The 20453-nt window shown below is 67.2% G+C and carries 17 protein-coding genes and 1 tRNA gene; 10 read left to right on the plus strand and 8 right to left on the minus strand.

The genetic code is table 11. The features are described 5' to 3' along the window. Positions 1-4 precede the first annotated feature (4 nt). The 4 genes from IPI67_25390 to IPI67_25405 all read right to left on the minus strand — a co-directional run bounded on the left by IPI67_25390 (position 5) and on the right by IPI67_25405 (position 5473). On the minus strand, positions 5-1159 hold the full coding sequence (locus IPI67_25390; GenBank protein MBK7583513.1) for a trypsin-like peptidase domain-containing protein: 1155 nt from the start codon (positions 1157-1159) through the stop codon (positions 5-7). Positions 1160-1164: 5 nt separating this feature from the next. Beyond that, entirely contained in the window at positions 1165-3018 is a 1854-nt protein-coding gene (locus IPI67_25395) for a sigma 54-interacting transcriptional regulator (protein MBK7583514.1), read from the minus strand. Positions 3019-3147: 129 nt separating this feature from the next. Further along, positions 3148-4341 carry a hypothetical protein gene (locus tag IPI67_25400; protein MBK7583515.1) on the minus strand — a complete coding sequence of 398 codons (1194 nt, stop codon included), beginning with the start codon at positions 4339-4341 and terminating at the stop codon, positions 3148-3150. Between the two features lie 121 nt (positions 4342-4462). Continuing rightward, a complete protein-coding gene (locus IPI67_25405; GenBank protein MBK7583516.1) occupies positions 4463-5473 on the minus strand; it encodes an NAD(P)-dependent glycerol-3-phosphate dehydrogenase in 1011 nt (336 codons plus the stop codon). 119 nt (positions 5474-5592) lie between these two features. On the opposite strand from IPI67_25405, the gene IPI67_25410 reads away from it, so the two are divergent. The 5 genes from IPI67_25410 to kbl all read left to right on the plus strand — a co-directional run bounded on the left by IPI67_25410 (position 5593) and on the right by kbl (position 11549). After that, the gene (locus IPI67_25410; GenBank protein MBK7583517.1) at positions 5593-6669 is read left to right on the plus strand and encodes a hypothetical protein; all 1077 of its coding nucleotides are present in this window, start codon (positions 5593-5595) and stop codon (positions 6667-6669) included. Positions 6670-6952: 283 nt separating this feature from the next. Continuing rightward, the gene (gene lepB, locus IPI67_25415; GenBank protein ID MBK7583518.1) at positions 6953-8269 is read left to right on the plus strand and encodes a signal peptidase I; all 1317 of its coding nucleotides are present in this window, start codon (positions 6953-6955) and stop codon (positions 8267-8269) included. Between the two features lie 111 nt (positions 8270-8380). Continuing rightward, complete coding sequence (locus tag IPI67_25420; GenBank protein MBK7583519.1) at positions 8381-9004, plus strand: hypothetical protein; 624 nt, start codon at positions 8381-8383, stop codon at positions 9002-9004. Positions 9005-9132: 128 nt separating this feature from the next. Next, positions 9133-10317 (plus strand): zinc-binding dehydrogenase, encoded by a 1185-nt coding sequence (locus tag IPI67_25425; GenBank protein MBK7583520.1) that lies wholly within the window; start codon positions 9133-9135, stop codon positions 10315-10317. Positions 10318-10355: 38 nt separating this feature from the next. Then, a complete protein-coding gene (gene kbl / locus IPI67_25430; GenBank protein MBK7583521.1) occupies positions 10356-11549 on the plus strand; it encodes a glycine C-acetyltransferase in 1194 nt (397 codons plus the stop codon). A gap of 59 nt (positions 11550-11608) precedes the next feature. Here the strand turns inward: kbl and IPI67_25435 are convergent, their stop codons facing one another. The 3 genes from IPI67_25435 to IPI67_25445 form a co-directional block, all read right to left on the minus strand. Then, positions 11609-11794, minus strand: coding sequence for a hypothetical protein (locus IPI67_25435; protein ID MBK7583522.1), 186 nt, complete (start codon positions 11792-11794; stop codon positions 11609-11611). A gap of 62 nt (positions 11795-11856) precedes the next feature. Continuing rightward, positions 11857-12237, minus strand: a complete 381-nt coding sequence (locus IPI67_25440; protein MBK7583523.1) for a hypothetical protein — start codon at positions 12235-12237, stop codon at positions 11857-11859. Between the two features lie 9 nt (positions 12238-12246). Beyond that, positions 12247-13479 (minus strand): hypothetical protein, encoded by a 1233-nt coding sequence (locus tag IPI67_25445; GenBank protein MBK7583524.1) that lies wholly within the window; start codon positions 13477-13479, stop codon positions 12247-12249. A gap of 94 nt (positions 13480-13573) precedes the next feature. Here IPI67_25445 and IPI67_25450 point away from each other — a divergent pair, with 94 nt between their 5' ends. The 4 genes from IPI67_25450 to IPI67_25465 all read left to right on the plus strand — a co-directional run bounded on the left by IPI67_25450 (position 13574) and on the right by IPI67_25465 (position 18352). After that, entirely contained in the window at positions 13574-14467 is an 894-nt protein-coding gene (locus IPI67_25450; GenBank protein MBK7583525.1) for a carbohydrate kinase, read from the plus strand. 66 nt (positions 14468-14533) lie between these two features. Then, positions 14534-16072 (plus strand): metallophosphoesterase, encoded by a 1539-nt coding sequence (locus IPI67_25455; GenBank protein MBK7583526.1) that lies wholly within the window; start codon positions 14534-14536, stop codon positions 16070-16072. A gap of 182 nt (positions 16073-16254) precedes the next feature. Beyond that, positions 16255-16929: a PilZ domain-containing protein gene (locus tag IPI67_25460; GenBank protein MBK7583527.1), complete on the plus strand. Its 675-nt coding sequence runs from the start codon at positions 16255-16257 to the stop codon at positions 16927-16929. A gap of 112 nt (positions 16930-17041) precedes the next feature. Beyond that, positions 17042-18352 (plus strand): hypothetical protein, encoded by a 1311-nt coding sequence (locus IPI67_25465; protein ID MBK7583528.1) that lies wholly within the window; start codon positions 17042-17044, stop codon positions 18350-18352. 14 nt (positions 18353-18366) lie between these two features. On the opposite strand, the gene IPI67_25470 is transcribed toward IPI67_25465, so the two are convergent. Further along, positions 18367-18465: transfer RNA gene (locus IPI67_25470), tRNA-Sec, on the minus strand. A 46-nt stretch (positions 18466-18511) separates the two neighbouring features. Here IPI67_25470 and selB point away from each other — a divergent pair. Then, on the plus strand, positions 18512-20449 hold the full coding sequence (gene selB, locus IPI67_25475) for a selenocysteine-specific translation elongation factor (protein MBK7583529.1): 1938 nt from the start codon (positions 18512-18514) through the stop codon (positions 20447-20449). Positions 20450-20453: the final 4 nt, after the last annotated feature.

Raw genomic sequence — 20453 nt, forward strand, 5'->3', positions numbered from 1 at the left:
CAAGTCACTGTACGAGGGTCAGCTCGAGCAACAGGTCAACCTCGTCGTTGCCACGCGCAACCGTGACCTTGACCTTCTCGCCGGCCTTCTTCCCGTCGAGCACCTGGTACAGATCGTCATAGGTCTTCACACGCTGATCCGCGACCTTGATGATCACGTCACCGAGCGTCACGCCATCTTCCGTTTGTATCAGCGCGCGCAGGCCGGCCTTCTCCGCTGGTGTTCCGGGCAACACCTCCAACACCACGACGCCCGCGATGCGGAAGCGGCGCTCCAGGCGCTGCAGCGGGTCGATTCGAATGCCGAACCCGGCCTGGTCGACCCGGCCTTTGCTGACGAGCTCCGGCACGATGCGCCGGACGGTCTCGACGGGCACCGCAAAACCGATGCCTGCCCAAGCCCCGCTCTTGGAGAAGATCATGGTGTTCATGCCGATCAGGTGCCCACGGCTGTCGAGCAATGGGCCGCCGGAGTTACCGGGATTGATCGCGGCGTCCGTCTGGATCATGTCGCGAATGCTCACGCCTCCCACACCATCGACGGAGCGACCGAGCGCGCTGATGATGCCGGTCGTGAGGGTGTGGTCGAGCCCGAAGGGGTTGCCAATGGCGATGACCTTTTGCCCGACCTCCAGCTTCATGCCGGCGGGAGGCAGGTCGACGGGCCTCAGGGCGTCGCTCGGTGCGTCGATCTTCAGCACCGCTATGTCCTTGCGCGGCTCCGTCCCGACCACCTTTGCCGGGTAGACCTTCTGGTTCTGCAGCGTGACGGTCAGGCTGCGGGCCCCCTGAACGACGTGGAAATTGGTGACGACGTGGCCCTTGTCGTCCCAGATGAAGCCCGTGCCCGCGCCGGAGGGTACCTCCATGGCCTTGCCTTGCAGCCAGTCGACGACGACCTGCTTCTGCGTGACGAACACCGCGCTCGACGCCACGCGATGAAACACCTCGATGGTGTTCTTTTCGTCCTCGGTCTTCAGGTCCTTGGACAGCGGCGGCGTCGACGGCACCGCGGTCGCCGACGCGCTGGGTGGAGGAGCGCTGGTGGCCGGGCGCGGCGGCCCCGGCGTCGGCGCAGTAGGCGGGTGGCAAGCCGAAAAGAGTGCGCCGAGCGTGAGGACCGCCCCGAGAAGGTCGAGCGGGAGACAGCGCGCCAACACCCTGCTCACTCCTTCTCGACGGGCGTCCCGCCTGCGCCGCTCGGCATGGGGTTCTGTTCCTTCTCGAGGTAACGGAAGATCGTCCGCGGATCCACCCCGAGGTCTCGCGCGGTCTGGGTGCGATTGCCGTTGTTGCGTTCGAGGACTTCGAGCACGTAGCGGCGTTGAAACTCTTCCTTGGCCTTCTCGAGCGGCACGATGGATTCCATCGCCTCGGGACCGAGGTCCATGTCCTCGGGACCGAGCAACGACTTGTCGCACATCACCAGCGCCTTCTTGATGCGGTTCTCCAGCTGCCGGATGTTGCCCGGCCAGGTGTAGCGTTTGACGGCGGCCAGCGCCTGGGGAGAGAACCCGCGCACCCCGCTCCCGAGCTCGTCCGCGTACTTGCTGAGCAGAGCCTTGGCGATGATGAAGATGTCGTCGGCGCGCTCCCGCAGCGGCGGCAGCCAGATGTTGACCACGTTCAAGCGGTAGTAGAGGTCTTCTCGGAACTCACCGGTCTTGATCATGTCCTCCAACGTGCGGTTCGTCGCCGCGATGATGCGGATGTCGCATTTCTCTGCCCGACTGTCGCCGACGCGAAACACTACCCGCTCCTGAATCGCTCGCAGCAGCTTCACCTGAAGCTGGAGAGGGAGCTCGCCGACCTCGTCGAGGAACAGTGTGCCCCCGTCGGCCTGCTGGAATTTTCCGGGGCGGCTGGCGATGGCGCCGGTGAAGGCTCCCTTCACGTGGCCGAACATCTCACTCTCCATCAGGTTCTCGGGGATCGCCCCGCAGTTGACCGTGATGAAGGGCCCCTTTTCACGATTGCTCCGCCGGTGAAGCTCCCGGGCGATCAGCTCTTTGCCCGTACCCGTCTCACCCGTGATCATCACACTGATGTCGGTACCCGCGACCTTCTGCAGCTTGCGGAACACCTCGAGCATGCTGGGGCAGCTGCCGATGATCTCTCCGAAGCGTTTGTCGTGCAGCTCGGTCTTGAGCTTCTCTTTGTCCGCGCGCAGCGCGCTGACGAGCATCGCATTCTGCAAGATCAGCGACGCTTGGGCGCCGAAGATGTTCAAAAGATCGAGCTCTCGTCGATCGAACAAGTGCTTGATTTCGTTGTTGCCAACGTAGAGCGCACCGATCACCTCGCCCTGGGCCGAGAGCGGCACGCACATCACGCTCGACAGCTTGAGGGCGATGACACTCTCGGACTTGCTGAACGTGGTGTCCGTCAGGGCGTCGCTGACGATGACGGGACGTTTGGTCTCGATCACCTGTCGCACGATGCTGTCGCTGATGGCGCCCGAAGGATCCTGGATTGCCTCGCGTTGTACGTTGCGACTGGCGCGCACCCGCGGCTGGCGTTCATCGCCCTCACCGGGATCGACCAGGAGCACCACTCCGCGGGACGCACCGGTCAGCTCGATGATGTCGTCGAGCAGCGTCTCGAGCAGCTCGTCCACGGAGCTCGAGCTCATCAAGCGTTCGCTGAAGGACTGCAGACGAGTCAGACCCATCAGCTCGTTGGCTGGGCTGCGGCTGTCCGTCGGCTGCTCGCGCTCTGCCGCGATGGGCTCGCTGAACATGCTGAATCCCAGCTGCGCGCGCCCCAGGGTCAGACGGTCACCGTTCACCAGCCGCGCCCGCCGCTTCTTCTTGCCGTTGATCAGGATCTCGGCGGTCCGGTCCACTTCCTCCAGCTGGAAATCTCTGCCGTCGAACACGATCTGCGCGTGGTGCTCGGCGGCGCTCGCGTCGGGAACGCGCACGTCGTTGTCGAGCGCGCGGCCGAGGGTCGTGACCGGTTTGTGGAGCGGCGTCAGAACCGGTGCGCCATCGGAAGGGTAGTAGCGGACCAAAGCCATTTTCACGCCGAGGCTAGGGCGGTTTTCGCCCCGATGGAACAACTGCTGCCCGAGACCCCATCCGCTCGCTCCGGCCAGGCCAAAAGGCGGCGCGGTCCGCACGGAAATCCGGCGGCGACCGCGCGGCGCTCAATAGAGGAGTCCGCCGAGCGTCACGCCGCCACCACCCGGCAAGACCATCGGCCCCAGCGTGGTGATGCTCGCGAAGCGATTTCCGAGCGGGGCGTCGTTGCGTTTTCCGATCTCGTATTCGTCGAGCTCACCCGACGCAAAGATGGCTCCCGCCGCGATCCCGAGTGTGGTCGCGGTGCCCATGAACAGGAACCCTCGCTTGGCCGGCGGTCCGTCGTCGCCGGCATAAAACAGGAACACGGGCAACGAGACGGCCGCCCCGATGCCGGCGCCAGCCCACATCCAGCCGACCTGTTCGTAGCTGGGAATGTAGATGGCGCTTGTCGCGGCCCCCGCCGCCAACGCCAGGTTGAAACCAATCAGGCCGCCCAGCGACGCACTGTCGTTGGCGCGGCCGTAGCCCACTCCCGCCTCGGAGCCGCCGTAGCCGAACATGGTTCCGATGCTGGCACCCCAGACCACGGCGCTCGACGTGAGCAACGAGCTCTTCGGCGAGGGCTCGAGATAGTACCCGGTAGCGAAGCCAGCGACGCCACCCAGGGTCGCACCGAGAGTGGTCGCGCGAGTGAGTCCTTTGAACCCCCACGCCTCACTCTCGTCCGAACTGACGAACTGATAGCTCCAGATGCCGATGCCCTCTGCGGCGCCGATGACCATGCCCGACGCGATGGATGCCGGCAGTCCGCGATCCATCTCGGGATCATCCAAGAAGTAGACGCCGGCGGGAGCCGCCACTCCCAGGAGTGCGGGCGGGATCAGAAAGATCCCGGGATCTTTGATCCCGACCTCGGTGGAGAACCACACGCCAGTGCCGACGCCGTAGAGCGCCGCCGTGGTGTAGAGCAAACCCAGCTCGACATCGGTGCGTTTTGTCGAGCGCTGCGCCGCGGGATACCCCGGCGGGCGTCCGTAGCCAGGCGGCTGTCCGTAGCCGGGCGGCTGTCCGTAGCCCGGTTGCTGTCCGTAGCCCGGTTGCTGTCCGTAGCCCGGTTGCTGTCCGTAGCCCGGTTGCTGTCCGTAGCCCGGTTGCTGTCCGTAGCCCGGCTGCTGTCCGTAGCCCGGTTGCTGTCCGTAGCCGGGTTGCTGAGCCCGCGCGCTCGGCGCAACGAGCGACAGGCCCATCGCGACCACCAGCGCCGAGAGCCCCGAGATGGCGCGCGTGCTTGGTCCAGACTGTTCGATGCGGCCCATGTCCAGGTGCTCTCCGGGTGCTCAGGTCATCCGACGGCAAGGCAGGGGGGTCAAGTTTCCGACCCCCGAGAATTCCGACGCACAGGCCGCCGGGCTGATTCAAAAATCCTGGGCGCGGCGCTCAACCCCACTCTTTCTTCAGGGGACGAGTCAGCACGTCATGCACCGCGGCGCGCGGATCTTTCTGCTCGTAGAGCACCCGGTAGACCTCGTTGCAAATCGGCAACTCCACGTCGAGCGCCTGCGCCAGCTGGTAGGCACTCTTGGCGGTCTTCACACCCTCCGCCACATGCCCGAGCCCGGCGAGCACGTCCGTGAGCGAACGGCCACGCCCCATCTCGAACCCCACGGTGCGATTGCGACTGAGCTCGGCCGTGCAGGTCAGCACGAGATCCCCCATGCCGGATAGCCCGGCCAGGGTGAGCACGTTCCCACCCTTTGCGATGGCGATGCGGGCGATCTCGGCCAAGCCCCGGGTGATCAGCGCGGCCCGGGTGTTGTGGCCGAAGCCGAGGCCGTCACAGGCGCCAGCTGCAATCGCGATGACGTTCTTCAACGCCCCGCCGACCTCGACACCGATGGGATCGTCGCTCGAGTACACACGAAAGCGATCCGTCGCGCAGCGCCTTTGAATGGCGAGCGTGAGCTCTGCGTCGGAACCCGCAACGACGACGTTGGTCGGAAACCCCTGGGCGACTTCCTTGGCGAAGCTCGGCCCGGACAGAAAGGTCGAGCGCGCCTTGGCCTCGGGACCGAGCACGTCCACGACGACCTCGCTCATGGACATCAGCGTGTCGTTCTCGATGCCCTTGGTTGCGCTCATCAACGCCGCGCGCGGCGGCAGACTCGGCGCCATGCGCACCAGCGTCTCGCGGAAAGCATCCGACGGCACGACCAGGACCACGAGGTCGGCGCCTTCGAGTGCTTCCCGGTAGTCGCTGGTCGGCAGGACGTTTTCGGGCAGCGGGAAGCCAGGAAAAAACTCCGCGTTCTCCCGGTCGCGTCGCATCGACTCGGCGTGCTCCGGCTGCCAGGTCCAGAGCCGGACGGCCTCGCCTTTTTGTGCGAACAGCAGCCCGAGGGCCGTGCCCCAGGCTCCGGCCCCGATGACTGCGACGTGCGGCTCGTTCACCTCGGTCACGGAGCTTACCCGCCCGCGCGCAGGTCCGCGACCGCCGTCGTGTCGGGCCGCCCGGCCGCCCCGAACCGCCCCTGCCGAGAAGCCGGGAGATTCGGGCTATGCTCCCGGCCATGCGCCGCCCCTGGCTCGCCCTCCCTCTCCTCGCAATCACCCTCGGCTCCACCGGCTGCCCCAAGAAGGAGACCCTCGGCGCAGCCTCCATGTCGGTGCTCGGCGCCGGCGTGATCAACAACCCCAAGAACAAGTCGCTGCGCTTCGACATCCTGAAGTTCGGCCTCGAACGCTTCTGTTTCGAGATGACCCATCGCGGGGCACCGCTGAAGCTCTCCGACGATCAGCCCGTGCTCGGGCGTTTTTTCGCCGACACGTGCAGCCAGACCGTGCTCGACGACGACAATCGCAAGAGCATCATCGTGCAGTACACCGGCAAGGGCTACGGCTGGACGAACCTGACCGGGCGCATCGGCTTCACGTCGGCCGGCCTCATCGAATACGCCCCGGACTTTCAGCTGCACGAAGACGGGTCGATGTACATCTACTTCCGACCGCGGAAGATCGACTCGACCAACTTCCAGATGTTGATGGTGGAGAGCGCGCTCGCGCGCGGCGGCATGAGCATCCTGAACGTCAAACCGGATCAAATCGGCCGCCAGATCGTCGACGGCCAGTTGCAACGTGGGTTCACCGTGATCCGCTACAACGACAAGGGCGAGACCGATTTCGGCCTTGGCTACGTGCCCAAGGGACGGAAACCTTTCAAGCCCTTCGTGGTCGCGAGCGAAGACAAGGTCACCCTGATCAACGACCGCACGGAGGTGCACACCGGACAGATGGACTTCATCGGTGGCTTCGAGATCAAGGACGACGACCAGGCGCTCTACATCACCGCGAGCCTCGACGGCGCCCCGGGCGTCGACGCCTTCTTGGTCCCCAAATTTCTGGGTGACCAGATGATCGAGCAGTACGTGAAAGCGCCAGGCGCGGCTGCGCTTCCGCAACCCCCTCTGCTCGACGAACCGCTGCTGGCGGGCCAACCGTGGAAGCGCTTCGTACCCTCGCCGAAGGGCGTCTACTACCTCGTGATCGACCACTCGAGTCAGGTCGGCCGCACTTCACCGCCAGCCCAAGCGGGCGACGACCGCGCGGCAAAGATCGACTACGTCGTTCAATCCGGCGACCGCCCCTAGAACACCGATCAGCTTGCGCTGCTCGTGTTCTAGGACCTTTACGTTGGGGCTGCGCCCCGAACCCCCGGCCTTCGGCCGTGCGCGCTCCGCGCGCGAGCGCCGAACACCTTGCAAGTCGCTGAAAACAAACGACGTTCAACCTGTTCGGCGCTCTAGACTCGCCTCGTGCGCTTTCGCGCGGCGAAAGCAGCGCTGCGAGAGGGTGACGCGTCCCGCTCCGAGCGGATCACTCGAGCTTGCCCCGCCTGGGGCAAGCTTGTAGAAGTCACGGGCGGCCCAACTCGTGCAACCTTCGAAGCTCCCGCGCACCTTGTTCTGGGCCGTCTGGTTCGTCCTGGTACCCCTCGCCCTGGCGGCAGCGACGGTGTGGCTGCTGAAACCAGCCGGGGCAGAGGCCGCGGCGAGCGGCCTGGGCAAGCTGCGCTTCATCGTGCAAGACCAGCCGGTCCCGAGCGGCATCGTGCTGTTCACGCTGTTCGAGATGGTGCTGTACCACTACCGGTACCACCTGCCGTTCGCGTCTCAGGTCGGTCTTGGCGGCAGGGCCGACGTGCCCGCGGAGCTGCGGCGAGCCTACGAACAAGCGGCCCACTTGCTCGACGAGGCCGAGCGCATCCGCGACAAGAACCGCAAGGCAATCGAGCGAAACGTGCCGAAGAGCGCGCGGGAAGACCTCGACGAGAGCCTGGAGGCCCTGCGCGACACGATGGACCAGGCGACGTTCGACGCCGAAGCGTTCGACACCGCTGAGGAGCGCGCCGAGAAGCTGGTCGAACGCCACCTGGGGCGCTGGCGCAAGGGTGAGCTGCGGGAGTACGCGGAGTCGATCGGCGTCGCGGTGGGAGTCGCGCTCCTGCTCAGAGCGTTCGTCGTCGAGGCCTTCAAGATCCCCAGCGGGTCGATGCTGCCGACGCTGCAGATCCAGGATCACATCTTCGTCAACAAGTTCTCCTACGGACCCACCATCCCGTTCACGAAGACCCGGGTGCTCTCCCGACTGCCGCCCAAACACGGCGACGTCATGGTGTTCGAGTTCCCGGACCCGAACCCCGCCAACGCCCGGCAAGACTTCATCAAGCGGGTCATCGCGCTGCCGGGAGATGTGCTCACCGTCGAGGGCGGTCACCCCGCGCTCAACGGGTGGCGCATTCCGAGCTGTCTCGTCGGCGCCTACGAGTTCCGCGAGGGGGACGACGGCGGCATGAAACACGGGGACTTGTTCGTGGAGTTCCTGGGTGAGTACAGCTATCTGACCTTGTTCGAGGACGACCGTTTCGACGGCCGACAGGGTCCGTACAAGGTGTCGCCCGGCGAAGTCTGGGTGATGGGCGACAACCGCAACAACTCGAGCGACTCCCGAGCCTGGCTGGGTGGACGCGGCGCCGGGGTCCCCTTCGCCAACATCAAGGGGCGGGCGCTGTTCGTGTGGATGAGCTTCGGCGCCGACGGAAACGTGACCTGGGACCGCCTCTTGTCGAACGTGATGGGGCATCCACGGCTCCCGAAGGAGGCGCCGCAGGCGCTCGTCGACGGCATTTCCAGGTGCCTGGCCGGACGCCCGCCCGTCCCCGAGACGACACCGCCCCCTCCCCGCCCCTGAAGGGGGGCCGAGTTTTTGCGTGGGTTCTGCCCAAAGCGCCCACGGCTTACGCGCCACTCGACGGTGAACGAGCTTGTTTGCTACGGTCCCGCTCCGACGGAGGATCAACGGATGCGCATGCTCGATAAGTGGACGATCACGGCTTCTGCCGCCCTGCTCCTGGGCGCACTACTCGCATGCAAGAAGAAGGAGGAGCCGCCGCCCGAACCGCCCGCGCCGCCCCCAGCCCCGACCGCGAGTGCGGAGCCGCCGAAGGAAGAGAAGAAGGACGACAAGGCCGTCACTCGCTACGGCGACAAGGAGAAGGACGAGAGCGGCACGGTCCGTGTGATCTTCGCCAACGCCAAGGTTTACAAAGAGGCGGACGATACGACTTCCCACATCTCCACGCTGTCGACCGGAACCCTGGTCAACCGCAAAGCCCGCTACGGCAACTGGATGCTGGTGGACTGGCCCAGTGGGGTAGGAGAGCTTTCGCCGGGCTGGATCGTCAGCAAACAACTCGACGACAAGATCTTGAAGATCGACCTCGAGAAGGTGAAGAACCAGGACGCGGGCGTCGTGATGGTCGCGGATGCCGCCGCCGTCGCCGTCCCGGATGCGGCCGCTGTGGCCGTCCCGGACGCGGCCGCCGTGGTCGTCCCCGACGCCGCAGCGCCGCCGGTGGCGGACGCCGGCAAGGGCGGTCGCCTCAAGCTGCCGATCAAAGAGATCCTCAAGGCCACCAAACCCTGAGCCCGGCTCCTCGGGAGCCACGATCGCCGCGGACGTCGCTGACGCGCCGCGGCGATTCGCCATTTCGCCGCACGCATCGTGCATACCCCACTCGACCCGCGACTCGCGCGGTCGTATGAGTGGCGGGCATGACCGACTCGATGCGCGCCCTGGTCTACGACCGCGTGAAGGATCCCTGGGACCAGAGCCGGGGCCTCCGCATGGCGGAGGTGCCGAAGGCCACGCTCGACGAGAAGGACGACTACAACGACCGCTCGCGGGTGCTGATCAAACCGCGCTTCGTGGGGTTTTGCGGGAGCGACCGCGGGATCTGGTTCCGACGTGCCTTCAAGGAGATGATCGTCGGCTCGCTCGACAAAGAAGCGGGCGCCGCGCACGCGGCCCGCGACCGCCGGGTCATCGGCCACGAGCTGTTCGGTGAGATCATCGCTGTGGGCAGCGACGCGGCCCGCACCCACGGCCTCGCCGTCGGTGACATGGTGGCGGCAGAGAGCCACATCTTCTGCGGGGTCTGTTACCAGTGCCGGACCGGCGACGCCCACGTGTGTGCCGACGACCTGATCATCGGCATCAGCTACGACGGCGCCTTCGCCGACTACGTCAAGCTGCCAGCGCGCGTGATCTGGCGCACCGACATGAAGAAGATGCGGCCCGAGGTGGCGGCGATCCAGGAGCCGTTCGGCAACGCCGTTCACGCCTGTACCAAGGTGAACTTGCGCGGCAAGCGCGTGGCCATCGTCGGGTGCGGCACGATTGGGCTGTTCGCGGTGGTGATCGCCCGAGCCCTCGGAGCGTCGAAAATCATCGGCATCGAGCCGGTGAAACACCACGCGGACATGGCGAGCAAACTCGGCGCGGATGTCGTGCTCTCACCCGGCAACATGGGCCCGAACGACTACGCCCACGACAAACAGCTGGTGGCCGAGGTGCGACGCCTGACCGACGGTGTTGGCGCCGACGTCGTGCTCGAGATGAGCGGCCTGAACTCCAGCGTCAACAACGCCATTCACTCCGTGCGACGCGGCGGGGACGTGATCCTGTTCGGACTCAAGAGCGGCGACGCGGTGATCGAGAGCTTCGACCGCGTGATCGTGGACGGCATCGCCATGCACAGCGTGATTGGCCGGCGCATCTGGGAGACCTGGCACATCACCCGCCACCTGCTCGAGTCGCGGGATCCAAACATCCACGATCTCGTGTACGACGTCATCCTGAACAAGGGCGACGGGCCCATCGTCGATTTCGACAAGTTCGACAAGGACACGTTCGAGGAGCGCATCACCGCCTTCCCCAAGGTCGTGCTCCGCTTCTGAAGCCCTCGAGCGACCCGCACCCCTCGGAGATCGCACCCATGTACGACCGAGCGAAACACATCTACGCCACCGAGCTTTCCGGCATCCGCGAGGCGGGGCTGTACAAAGACGAGCGGGTGATCACGACGCCCCAAGGCGCGCGCATCGCCTCCAACGGCAAACAGGTCCTGAATTTCTGCGCCAACAACTACCTGGGATTGTCCAGCCACCCGGCGGTGATCGAGGGCGCCAAACGCGCGCTCGACTCCCATGGCTTCGGACTTTCGAGTGTGCGCTTCATCTGCGGCACCCAGGACCTGCACAAGGCGCTCGAGGCACGCATCAGTCAGTTCTTCGGCACCGAGGACACCATCCTCTACTCCTCGTGTTTCGACGCGAACGGGGGCCTGTTCGAGGTGTTGCTCGGCGAGCAGGACGCCATCATCAGTGACGCCTTGAATCACGCCAGCATCATCGACGGGGTCCGGCTGTGCAAAGCCGAACGGCTGCGTTACCCGAACGGCGACCTCACCGCGCTGGAGGCCGCCCTGCAACAGAGCGCGGGCAAACGCCTGCGAATGATCGCCACCGACGGTGTCTTCAGCATGGACGGTTACCTGGCCAAGCTGGGCCCGATCTGCGATCTGGCCGAGCGTTACGGCGCGATGGTGATGGTCGACGATTCCCACGCCACCGGTTTCATCGGGCCGACGGGGCGCGGCACGCCGGAGCACGCGGGCGTGCTCTCTCGCATCGACGTCCTCACCAGCACGCTGGGGAAAGCGTTGGGCGGTGCCAGTGGAGGCTTCACCACGGGTCGCCGCGAGGTCATCGACCTCCTGCGGCAACGCTCGCGGCCTTATTTGTTCTCGAACACCCTCGCGCCAGCCGTCGCGGGCGCGAGCCTCGCGGTGTTCGATCTGCTCGACTCGAGCGCCGAGCTCCGGGAGCGAGTGATGAGCAACGCCGCCCGTTTTCGCGCCGGCATGACGGCGGCGGGCTTCCGCGTCAAAGAGGGGATCCACCCGATCGTGCCGGTGATGCTCGGCGACGCAAAGACGGCCCAGGAGATGGCCGCCCGCCTGCTCGAGGAAGGCATCTACGTGATCGGGTTCTCGTATCCGGTCGTGCCCAAAGGGGAAGCCCGGATCCGCGTTCAGCTCTCCGCACAGCACGAACCGGCGCAGATCGACCAGGCGATCGGCGCGTTCACCCAGGTCGGGCGTGCGATGGGTGTGCTCGGCGCCGCCTGAAGCATGCGGTGTGCTAGCGGGGCGGCAGCTGCGCTCGCCCGGGCCGACGTAGCCGAGGCTCAGCCCGGGTCGGCGGGCTCGAAAGCGGAGTCAGAGGGGCCGAGCCCATCTTCCCCGACCCGAAACACGCCACTCTCGCTGCGCAGTCTGGGGCGGCGCTGGGAGTCGACCTCTTCGTCCTCGGCCTGGAGGAGTCCCGCCAGCAGGATGCCCAGCGTGGTGGAGAGGCGCTCGCGCTCGTTCATGGACGCCCCTCCTTACGCCGGTCCCCACCGACTCCTTCCTCCGGCACTGGAACCTTTGGGACCTAGCGCTCGTTGCGGTCCGCCGCGGGCCGCCGTTGTAGCTGGAGGCCCAGCTTTTCCTGGAGTTTCCGCGCCTGGCTGCTGCGCACCCACACGGTAATCAAGACAACCACCCAGGCGACGAACAGCCCGAATCCCGCGACGCGAATCGCGGTCCAGGGCACGCCGATGCGGGGCGCGCCCAGCTGAACCAGGTAGTCCAGGAACAGCTTGGCAAAACAGCCCAGGCTCCCGAGGTTGTAGGCCCCGAGCGCGATGACCTTCCAGCGCTCGAAATCTGCCGGCGCCGCCTCCGGGTGGTCACTGGCTTCGTGGCGCCGGACCTCGAGTTTGCGAATGGTGAGCCAGATGCCGAGAACCAGCGTGAGGACGTCGAAGACCATGGGGCTGCCTCAGAACTGGCCGAGAAATCGCGGCGCCAAGCCGATGTCGTCGCCGACCGTGAGCGGGCGCGCCGCGCCCAGCTGCCCCGATCCGTCCACGTCGAAGGCGAACAGCAGTCCGCGCCCGGCGTCGGTGGCAAAACAGACCGAGCAGCTCGGCGCACAGCGCACATCGCCCAGCGTGAACGGGGTGTCCTTCGACTCGAGCAGCGTCCGTGTGAGGCCGGTCGCGAGCTCCACGCTGACGAACGCGTCGGGACGCGCGGCGATCGACCCGGAAGCATCACGGCCGAAGGTATTGGTGACAACGAGCTGGTCGGTCGCCCACGTGAGAGCAAAACCAAACGGGGCGCCGGGCGGCGCAGCGTGGCGCTGCTCCTCGACGAGGTCGGGGGAAAGCCGGACGATGGCAAGCGCTGACTCGCCCGGATCGGGGTTGTCTCCGCCGTGGAAACGGCCGGAACACGAGATCGCGATGCGGCTCTGATCGGGTGAGAGTGCGAGCCCGTTGCACTCGTAGAGTCCGTCGAGCACGAGCACGTCCTCGACTTTCTCGGAGTCGACGTCGATTGCCACCAGGCGTGACGGCACCGCATCGCTGTGGTCCTTCGTCTTGCCGAGGAGCGTGACGAACACGCGCTGCCCGACGCGCGCCATGCGGTGCGGATTGGCGTGAAACTGTGCAGGAGCTCCGGCCATGGCCGGTGAAAGATCGATGGACCCCACGGCCGCGGGCACCGACAGGTCCAACACGAGCACGTCGTCACCCCGATCGAGCGGCCCCGCGTCGGGGTCGGAGTTCCGATTGAAGCGCGTGACCCAGGCCCGGGTATCGGAGAGGTCGAGATAGTCGTGGGGGTTCGCAGCAAAGCCGGAGCGCACGCTGAGCTGCGCCGAAACCTGCGCGGACTCGACGTCGACCCAGGTGATCACCGACGCAGGGTAACGATCGATCAGCACGAGCGGCGGGCCGACGACCGGAGCCGTTGGCAAGACCACATCCCCGGTGAGCTTCTGGGAGAGTTTCGCGCCGGTCGTGGCGCTCGAAATGAACGATGACGACAGCACCTTGCCGCCCCAGTCGAGGAGCGAGACGTTCGTCGACTCGAAGTCCGTGTGGATCACCGAGAGCCCCCGGCCGCAAGCGCCGGGAGTCACGTGAGTACCGCCGGTGGATCCCGGGGGGTCGGGCGCACCGCAGCCGAGCGCAACGAGCGCAGCGAGCAGGGGCCATGAACGCACGGGCGACATCGGCGCCGGGAGCCAAGCATGACCCGCTCCGTCGATCAAACTCGCCCCGCTTCATCTGACGGTCCGCGGGGCCTATGCTCGACCCGTGCACAATGCGCCGCACGTCGTTGCGTTCGGGGAGCTGCTCTTCGACTTGTTCCCGGACGGCCCACGCCTGGGTGGAGCGGCGGCCAACGTGGCATTTCACGCGCGCCAGCTCGGCGCGCGCGTCACGCTGGTGAGCCGCGTTGGGGCGGACACGCTCGGCGATACGGCGAGGGCGGAGCTCGGCCGGTGCGGCGTCGACGTGCGGTTCGTCGGTGTCGATCCCGTCTACCCAACCGGAACCGTGCGGGTCGAGCTCGCGCAGGGGGAGCCCGTGTTCCGCATCGGCGACGCCGCCGCCTGGGACCGCATCGAACACACGCCGGAGCTCGGCCGCGCCGTCGCTGACGCCGATGTGTTCGTGTTCGGAACGCTGGCCCAGCGCAGCTTGCTCGGCTCCGCCGCGCTCACGAAGATCCTCGGCGATCTGCCTGCCCCTTGCCTTCGCGTCTGCGATCTCAACCTGCGACCCCCGCACGTCACCGAGGCGGCCCTGGAGACCGCCCTCGCGCACGCGCAGCTGCTCAAGCTGAACGAGCTCGAGGCCCGCCGCGTCGAGGAGCTGCTCGGAGTGCACGACGCCGCCGTCGCCCTCGTGGAGAGGGGAGTCCTCTGGTGCGCTGTGACCCGCGGGGGAGCCGGCGCTGTGCTCCGTTCACGCGAGGTCCGCTTGGACCACCCGGGCTACGCCCTTCGCTGCTCCGACGGCGATCCAGTCGGCGCCGGGGACGCGTTCACGGCGTGCCTCGCCATCGAGCTCGTTCGGGCGACATCCCCCGAAACCGCGCTCTCGCGCGCCAACCGGTACGCGAGCTTCGTTGCAAGCGAACGCGGGGCGATGCCGGTGCCCCCCGAGCCGCTCCTGGCAGAGCTCGCCATGCTCCGCGCCCCGTAGTCTATCCGGCGCCGGCAGCGGCGAGTCCGGATGGCGCCGCTCGCGCGCAACGTCTAGACTGCGCGGATGCGAACCGTCGACCGAAGCCTGTGTGTCGTGACTCTGTTGGGCCTCGCTGCCATCGGCTGCGGATCTTCGGACGACGGCGGCGGCGGCGGCGGCATCCCGAAGGAACCGGTGCGCCTGACCACCGACGTGACCCTCTTGCCCTCCAAGGCGCCGATGAAGCCCGCGGACGGCCGAAAACCCTCCGATCCCGATGACCGCGAGGCGATGCTGGCCGAAGGGTTTGGTGATCTCTCCGAGGGCCCGGGCGAGCCGTACGTCGCGCGCATGCCCGCCGGCAAGACCGCGCCCGCCGCCGGGCCCAATGCCAAGCGCATCTCGCGCTTCGTGCACATGCCCGATCTACAGCTCGCCGACGACGAGTCCCCCACCCGTCTCGCCGCGTTCGATTCACCCGGCGCAACCGCCGGCGCCTATCGGCCGGAAGACGTGGACATGTGCCACCTGATCAACGCCGCGGTCCAGAGTGTGAACGAGCTGCACGACACCGACCCCATCGACTTCCTTCTGCTCGGGGGTGACAACGCCGACAACGCACAAACGAACGAGGTCGACTGGGTGCTCGCGCTGCTCAGCGGAAGCGAGAAGGTCGAGTGCGATTCCGGCAAGAACGACGACCCGAAAAAAGGCGCGCGCAACGACGGCAAAGATCCATTCAAGGCGCCGGGCCTGGCGATGCCCTGGTACTGGGTCACGGGAAACCACGACATCTTGATCCAGGGCAACCTGCCCGTCACACCGGTCAAACAGGCCGAAGCCACCGGCTCGGAAGCCGTCGCCGGAACGCGGGATTGGTCCTTGCCCGGCGGGCCGATCGTCAAGGGCGAGATCGTCCCCGACGATGCACGCATGCCGCTCTTGCGCACGGAGCTCATGACCCGCATCGCCGCAAATGGAGATGGCCATGGGTTGGGCGCCGACCAGGAAAAGAGCGGCAAGGCCATCTACACATTCGACGTGCAGGGCACCGAGTTGCGCTTCCTCGTGCTCGACACCGCGGCAGAGACCGGTGGCTCCGAGGGCCTGCTCCGGCAGGGCGACATCGACACGGTGATCAAGCCGGCCCTCGACAAAGCCCAGGCAGATGGCAAATGGGTAGCGCTCGCCTCGCATCACGCCACCAGCTCCCTGGGTGACGGCACCGGCCTCGGCGGCAAGGCACAGGCTGACGCAGTCTCCGAGCAAGCGTGGCTCGATCTTCTGGGGGTCTATCCCAACGTGGTCTTCAGCATGGTGGGGCACTCGCACGAAAATCGCGTGAAGTGGATCACTCCCACCGCCGGGCATGCGTACTGGGAGGTGATGACGAGCGCGCTCGCCGACTTCCCGCAGCAGATCCGCGTGGTCGAGGTCTGGGATCAAGACAACGGCTGGCTCATGCTCCGGACCACGAACGTCGATTTTTCGGTGATGGGGGATCCCGTCGCCCTGGAGGGCCGCCAGCTCGCCGCGCTCGATTTCGTCTCGGGCTGGACCGGCGCCAGCGGTCCCGGCACCACAGACGACCGCAACGTCGAGCTGTGGATCGAAAAGCCGTGACGATTCAACGGGCGACGGGATGACCCGCCACCGTCGCCACCCGGGGTAGTGCCGCCCGGAGCGACTTTGCGCGCAGCCCGCGCCAACGGCCGAGCCAGCCTCGGCCAGTCGTGCTATTCGCCGGAACCCTGACCCACGAGACTACAGAGCTGGGCCGGCACGACATCCGGTACCGCATCGCGATGCCCGTCGAAGTTCGGCAGGGCGCGACCTGGACCCCGTTCTCGAGCGAAGACGTGAGTCTTGGTGGCCTCTACCTGAGGACGAAGGAGCCGCCGAGTCTGCGACAGCTCGTGCGACTTCGGTCGCACCTCCCGTACGAGCTCGGCGCCTTCGAGGCCAACGCGGTCGTCACGCGTCGAAACCTGGCTGAGGGCCAGCCGGAGCAGGTCGCAGGCATGGGTGTCGCGTTTTTCCTGCTCGCCGGTGAGCAGCGCGAGCGCTGGGACAGTTTCATCGTTGCCGCCGCGGCCAATTGCCAGGCGCTCGCCGAGACCCCGTTCGAAGCGCGGAAGATCAGCGGGGCGAGGCCTGCGTTTGCGGCCAGTGATACGCCGCTGTTGGAGGTGTCCCTCGGGCGAATCGAGGACCTGTTCGTTCTTCACTCGCGCGACGCCTCGCGCGCCGGGCTGTTCCTGGCCACGCCGCCAGGATATTCTCCATCCCAGCGCATCGCGCTCTGCGTGACCCACGCCCCGAGCAAGAGCGCGCTCTGGATCCCGTGCGTGGTCAAGCAGCTCCGGGCCCGCGGTATCGCCGTCGAGTTCGCCCGCGACGACCCCAAGCTGCTGCGTGAATTTCACGATCACCTGGCGCAGCTGATCGACGCGGCGGAGCGAGCCGCCGAGGGCGAGTGAGGGCCTGCCGGGCGCGCCCGTTCAATCGAAGCCGGAGCCGTTTGCACAGAAATATCCGCGCGCGACCCCGAGTCCCCTCGCACTTCGGCCTCGCCCGAGCGACAATCCGAGCATGCTCACCGCCGAGCTCCCGGACGTCAGCCTCTTCGGTTCGATCGAACGTTATGGCGACTTGGGGATCCACGCGGTCATCGACCTCAAGCGCAGTTTTTCCCGCGCCGATCTGGAGCGCGCGTTCCAGGCTGCGGTCAGCGCCTTCCCGGTGCTCGGCCGCCGCTACGTGCCCGGCTTCTGGCGCGACCGCTGGCGGGCGGTCGAGGGGCCCATCTCGGACGCCGTGCACCTGCTCGACAACCCCGTTGATGTCGAGGCCGAGACCAAGCACTGGGTCCGGCGCTCCATCGACTCGACTCGCGAGCGCCCGCTCAGGATGGTCAGCTTGCGGCGCAACGAAGGTTCGCGGCTGATCCTGAGCATCACACACCTCGCCGTCGACGGGGCCGGCGTCGCCGCCGTGGGGCACGTGCTCGGCGCGCACCTCTACAACCAGGAACCAGCGGCCCCCACCGACGCGCGACGCGGCATCCTCAGCTCGCTCGAGGGCCTGGGCTGGCGCCACGCTCCGGTGCTCGCCCGCGACATGGCCGCGACGACCCTGCTCCCTTTTCGGACCTACGCGGCAGCCAAGCGCGAGCGCCACTTTCCCCTCGAGCCGTCGAGCCCATCGAGGTGGCGTCACCTGACCCTGACAGCCTCCGATGTCGATCGCATCAAGGCTCGCTGCAAACCCCAGAAGGCCAGCGTCAACGACATCCTGCTCGCGGCCTTGGCAAAGGTCGCTGCGCGCCGCTCGAGTCGCGGACCCATCGCGGTGATGTACACCATGGATCTGCGCCGTTATTCCGGCTCGCCGCGCCTGACTGCGGCCAACACGTCCAGCATTCTGTCGGTGATCGTACCGCGAGCGGCCGTCTCGGATCTCGGGCGGACCCTCAGCGCCGTCTCCAAGGTCACCGCGCAACACCGCCGAGGCCTCGCGGGCCCGGCCTTCTTGCTGACACCGTTGACGCTGGCAATCGGCGCGCCGCACGCCTGGGCACGACGCATCACCCGCTGGTTGCACCCGGTGCTGATCGATCTCCCCCTCAGCCGGGGGCTGGTGTTCACCAACGTCGGCCGCATCGATCACGGTGTCGCGGCGTTTGGCGATGACATCGAGAGCATCCGGATCATCGGACCGAACATGGAAGGCGTGCCGGTACCCGCCGTCGTTGCCTTCGGTTACCGCGGTGAGCTGCACCTGGAGCTGTTCGCCGCACCCGGGCTCGCCGTGGAGGCGCTCGATCAGCTCGAGCGTGAGCTGCTCGACGCGCTGGAGATCCCCGAAGGTGAGTCACGCCGCGCCGCGGAGCTGGCCGGTTGAACGCGGCGGAATCAGCGGAAGCGCATGGGAATCGAACCCACCGGAGCCCGGGTTGAACCGAACCCCCATCGGTTTTGAAGACCGAGGGCCGCGCCAGCGTACCGAGCGCTTCCGAGGAAGGCTTACCAGCTCGGGCCGGGGGTTGCTACCGTTCTCGGCGTGCCGCAGCCAGCCGAGAATCGACGCCGAGTGGTGCTCGCCACGGCGGGGCACGTCGACCATGGCAAGACGTCGCTGATCCGCGCCTTGACCGGGACCGACACCGATCGGCTGCCGGATGAAAAGCGCCGCGGCATCAGCATCGAGCTCGGCTTCGCGGAGCTCGCGGACGCGGGCATCAGCTTCATCGACGTGCCGGGCCACAGAAAACTCGTGCACGCGATGATCGCCGGCGTCGGTGGCGTCGACGGTGTGCTCCTGTGTGTCGCCGCGGACGATGGGGTCATGCCGCAGACCCGCGAGCACTTGCACATCTGCACGCTGCTCGGCATCCGTCGCGTCGTCGTCGCGCTGACCAAGGCAGATCTGGTCGACGCGGAGATGCTCGAGCTCGCGGTGATGGATGTCCGCACCACCCTCGAGGCTCTCGGCCTGGAGGCAACCACCGTCGTCCCCACCGACGCCCTGTCCGGCCGCGGCCTCGACGAGCTCCGAGCCGCACTCGGCGAGCTCGCACGCTCCGCGCCGGACCGCGGCGCAAGTGGGCGCCTCTGGCTGCCGGTCGATCGTGTGTTCACGGTGAAGGGCGCCGGCACCGTCGTGACCGGCACCCTCACCCGCGGAGCGTTGAAGCTGGGCGCCACGGTCTTCGTCGCCGGCCCGCGGGGGATCCACGAGAGTGTCTGCCGCGGCCTGGAGGTGCACGGCAAACAGGTCGAGACCATCACAGCCCCGAGCCGCGTGGCAGTGAACCTCGCGCGCCTGGAGGTCGACGAGGTCGGGCGCGGAGACATCGTGACGCTGGAGCCCCAGCTGCCGCTGAGCACGCGCCTCGACGCACACTTGACGCTCCTGCCTGGCGCCGACTCCGCCCTCGGCAACGGCAGCCCCGTCATCGTCCATCTCGGCACGACCCGGCGAAGCGCCCGCGTCACGCGCATCGGGGAGGGGCTGTTTCATCTGCGTCTGGAGGAACCCCTGCCCTGCCAGGGCGGCATCGGCATCGTGCTGCGCGGCTTCAAGAGCACGCGCGAGCATGGCGCCGTGCTCGCCGGCGGTCGGGTGCTCGACGCGCAGAGTCCGCCGCTGCCCAAGCGCAAAGACACGTCGGGCTGGCAGCTCCGCGCCACCACGCTGGCGAACGTCGCCCAGGGGGACTGGGCCGCAGCGCTCGGCGGTTTGATGACACTCGCCGCACCGCGGCCCATCTTCGGGCCCGACGTCGAACGCCGCTTCGGCCTCGAACCGGGAGATCTCGCGCGCTGGCTGACCGGAAAGAAACGACGTGGTCCGGCCGACGCGCTCGCGCTTTCCAACGACGCCTACACGGTTCCCGCCACGCTCGACGTCCTGGTCTCCGAGCTGGTCTCAGAGCTCGGGCGCCATCACGAAGCCCACCCCGACCAGCCCGGGCTGTCGCTGGAGACGCTGCGCACGCGACTGGCCGCCCGCGCCGGACGCGAGGTGACGGACGTCGCCCTCGAGCGCGCCACGAAATCCGGTCAGACACAGGTCGCGGCCGGCGTGATCTGTCTACAGAGTTTTGCCACGCTCGCGGGCCCGCAGGCGCGAGAGTCACGCGACCGTGTGCTCGAGGTGCTCGACGCCGCCGCCCTCGAGGGTTCGAGCGAAGCGGTCATCGCCGAACGCTGCCCAACCCTCAGCCCCGAGTCACTGAAACATGCGCTGGCAGGGCTGTCGTCCGAAACTCGCGCACGCCGTCTGGGTGGGCTCTGGTTTGCCGAGCGGCACCTGGACGCGCTGCGCCTCAAGATCGGCGAGTTCTTCGCGGGCCGACCCGTGATGAGTGTGCCGGAGTTCAAAGATCTGGCGGGTGTGTCTCGCAAACAGGCCATTCCGCTGCTCGAACAGCTCGACCGTGAGGGCACGACCCGCCGCCAGGGGGACGACCGAGTACGAGGCGCCGGCCGCGTTTGAGCGC

The organism is Myxococcales bacterium (assembly GCA_016706225.1).
Classification (GTDB): domain Bacteria; phylum Myxococcota_A; class Polyangia; order Polyangiales; family Polyangiaceae; genus JADJKB01.

What these genes read in the sequence shown, in the direction of transcription:
- IPI67_25425 (MBK7583520.1), top strand. Translation starts at nt 9,133, where the DNA reads ATGACCGACTCGATGCGCGCCCTGGTCTACGACCGCGTGAAGGATCCC.
- IPI67_25410 (MBK7583517.1), top strand. Translation starts at nt 5,593, where the DNA reads ATGCGCCGCCCCTGGCTCGCCCTCCCTCTCCTCGCAATCACCCTCGGC.
- IPI67_25395 (MBK7583514.1), bottom strand. Translation starts at nt 3,018, where the DNA reads ATGGCTTTGGTCCGCTACTACCCTTCCGATGGCGCACCGGTTCTGACG.
- kbl (MBK7583521.1), top strand. Translation starts at nt 10,356, where the DNA reads ATGTACGACCGAGCGAAACACATCTACGCCACCGAGCTTTCCGGCATC.
- IPI67_25455 (MBK7583526.1), top strand. Translation starts at nt 14,534, where the DNA reads ATGCGAACCGTCGACCGAAGCCTGTGTGTCGTGACTCTGTTGGGCCTC.
- IPI67_25435 (MBK7583522.1), bottom strand. Translation starts at nt 11,794, where the DNA reads ATGAACGAGCGCGAGCGCCTCTCCACCACGCTGGGCATCCTGCTGGCG.
- IPI67_25465 (MBK7583528.1), top strand. Translation starts at nt 17,042, where the DNA reads ATGCTCACCGCCGAGCTCCCGGACGTCAGCCTCTTCGGTTCGATCGAA.
- IPI67_25440 (MBK7583523.1), bottom strand. Translation starts at nt 12,237, where the DNA reads ATGGTCTTCGACGTCCTCACGCTGGTTCTCGGCATCTGGCTCACCATT.
- IPI67_25400 (MBK7583515.1), bottom strand. Translation starts at nt 4,341, where the DNA reads ATGGGCCGCATCGAACAGTCTGGACCAAGCACGCGCGCCATCTCGGGG.
- IPI67_25460 (MBK7583527.1), top strand. Translation starts at nt 16,255, where the DNA reads ATGCCCGTCGAAGTTCGGCAGGGCGCGACCTGGACCCCGTTCTCGAGC.
- IPI67_25420 (MBK7583519.1), top strand. Translation starts at nt 8,381, where the DNA reads ATGCGCATGCTCGATAAGTGGACGATCACGGCTTCTGCCGCCCTGCTC.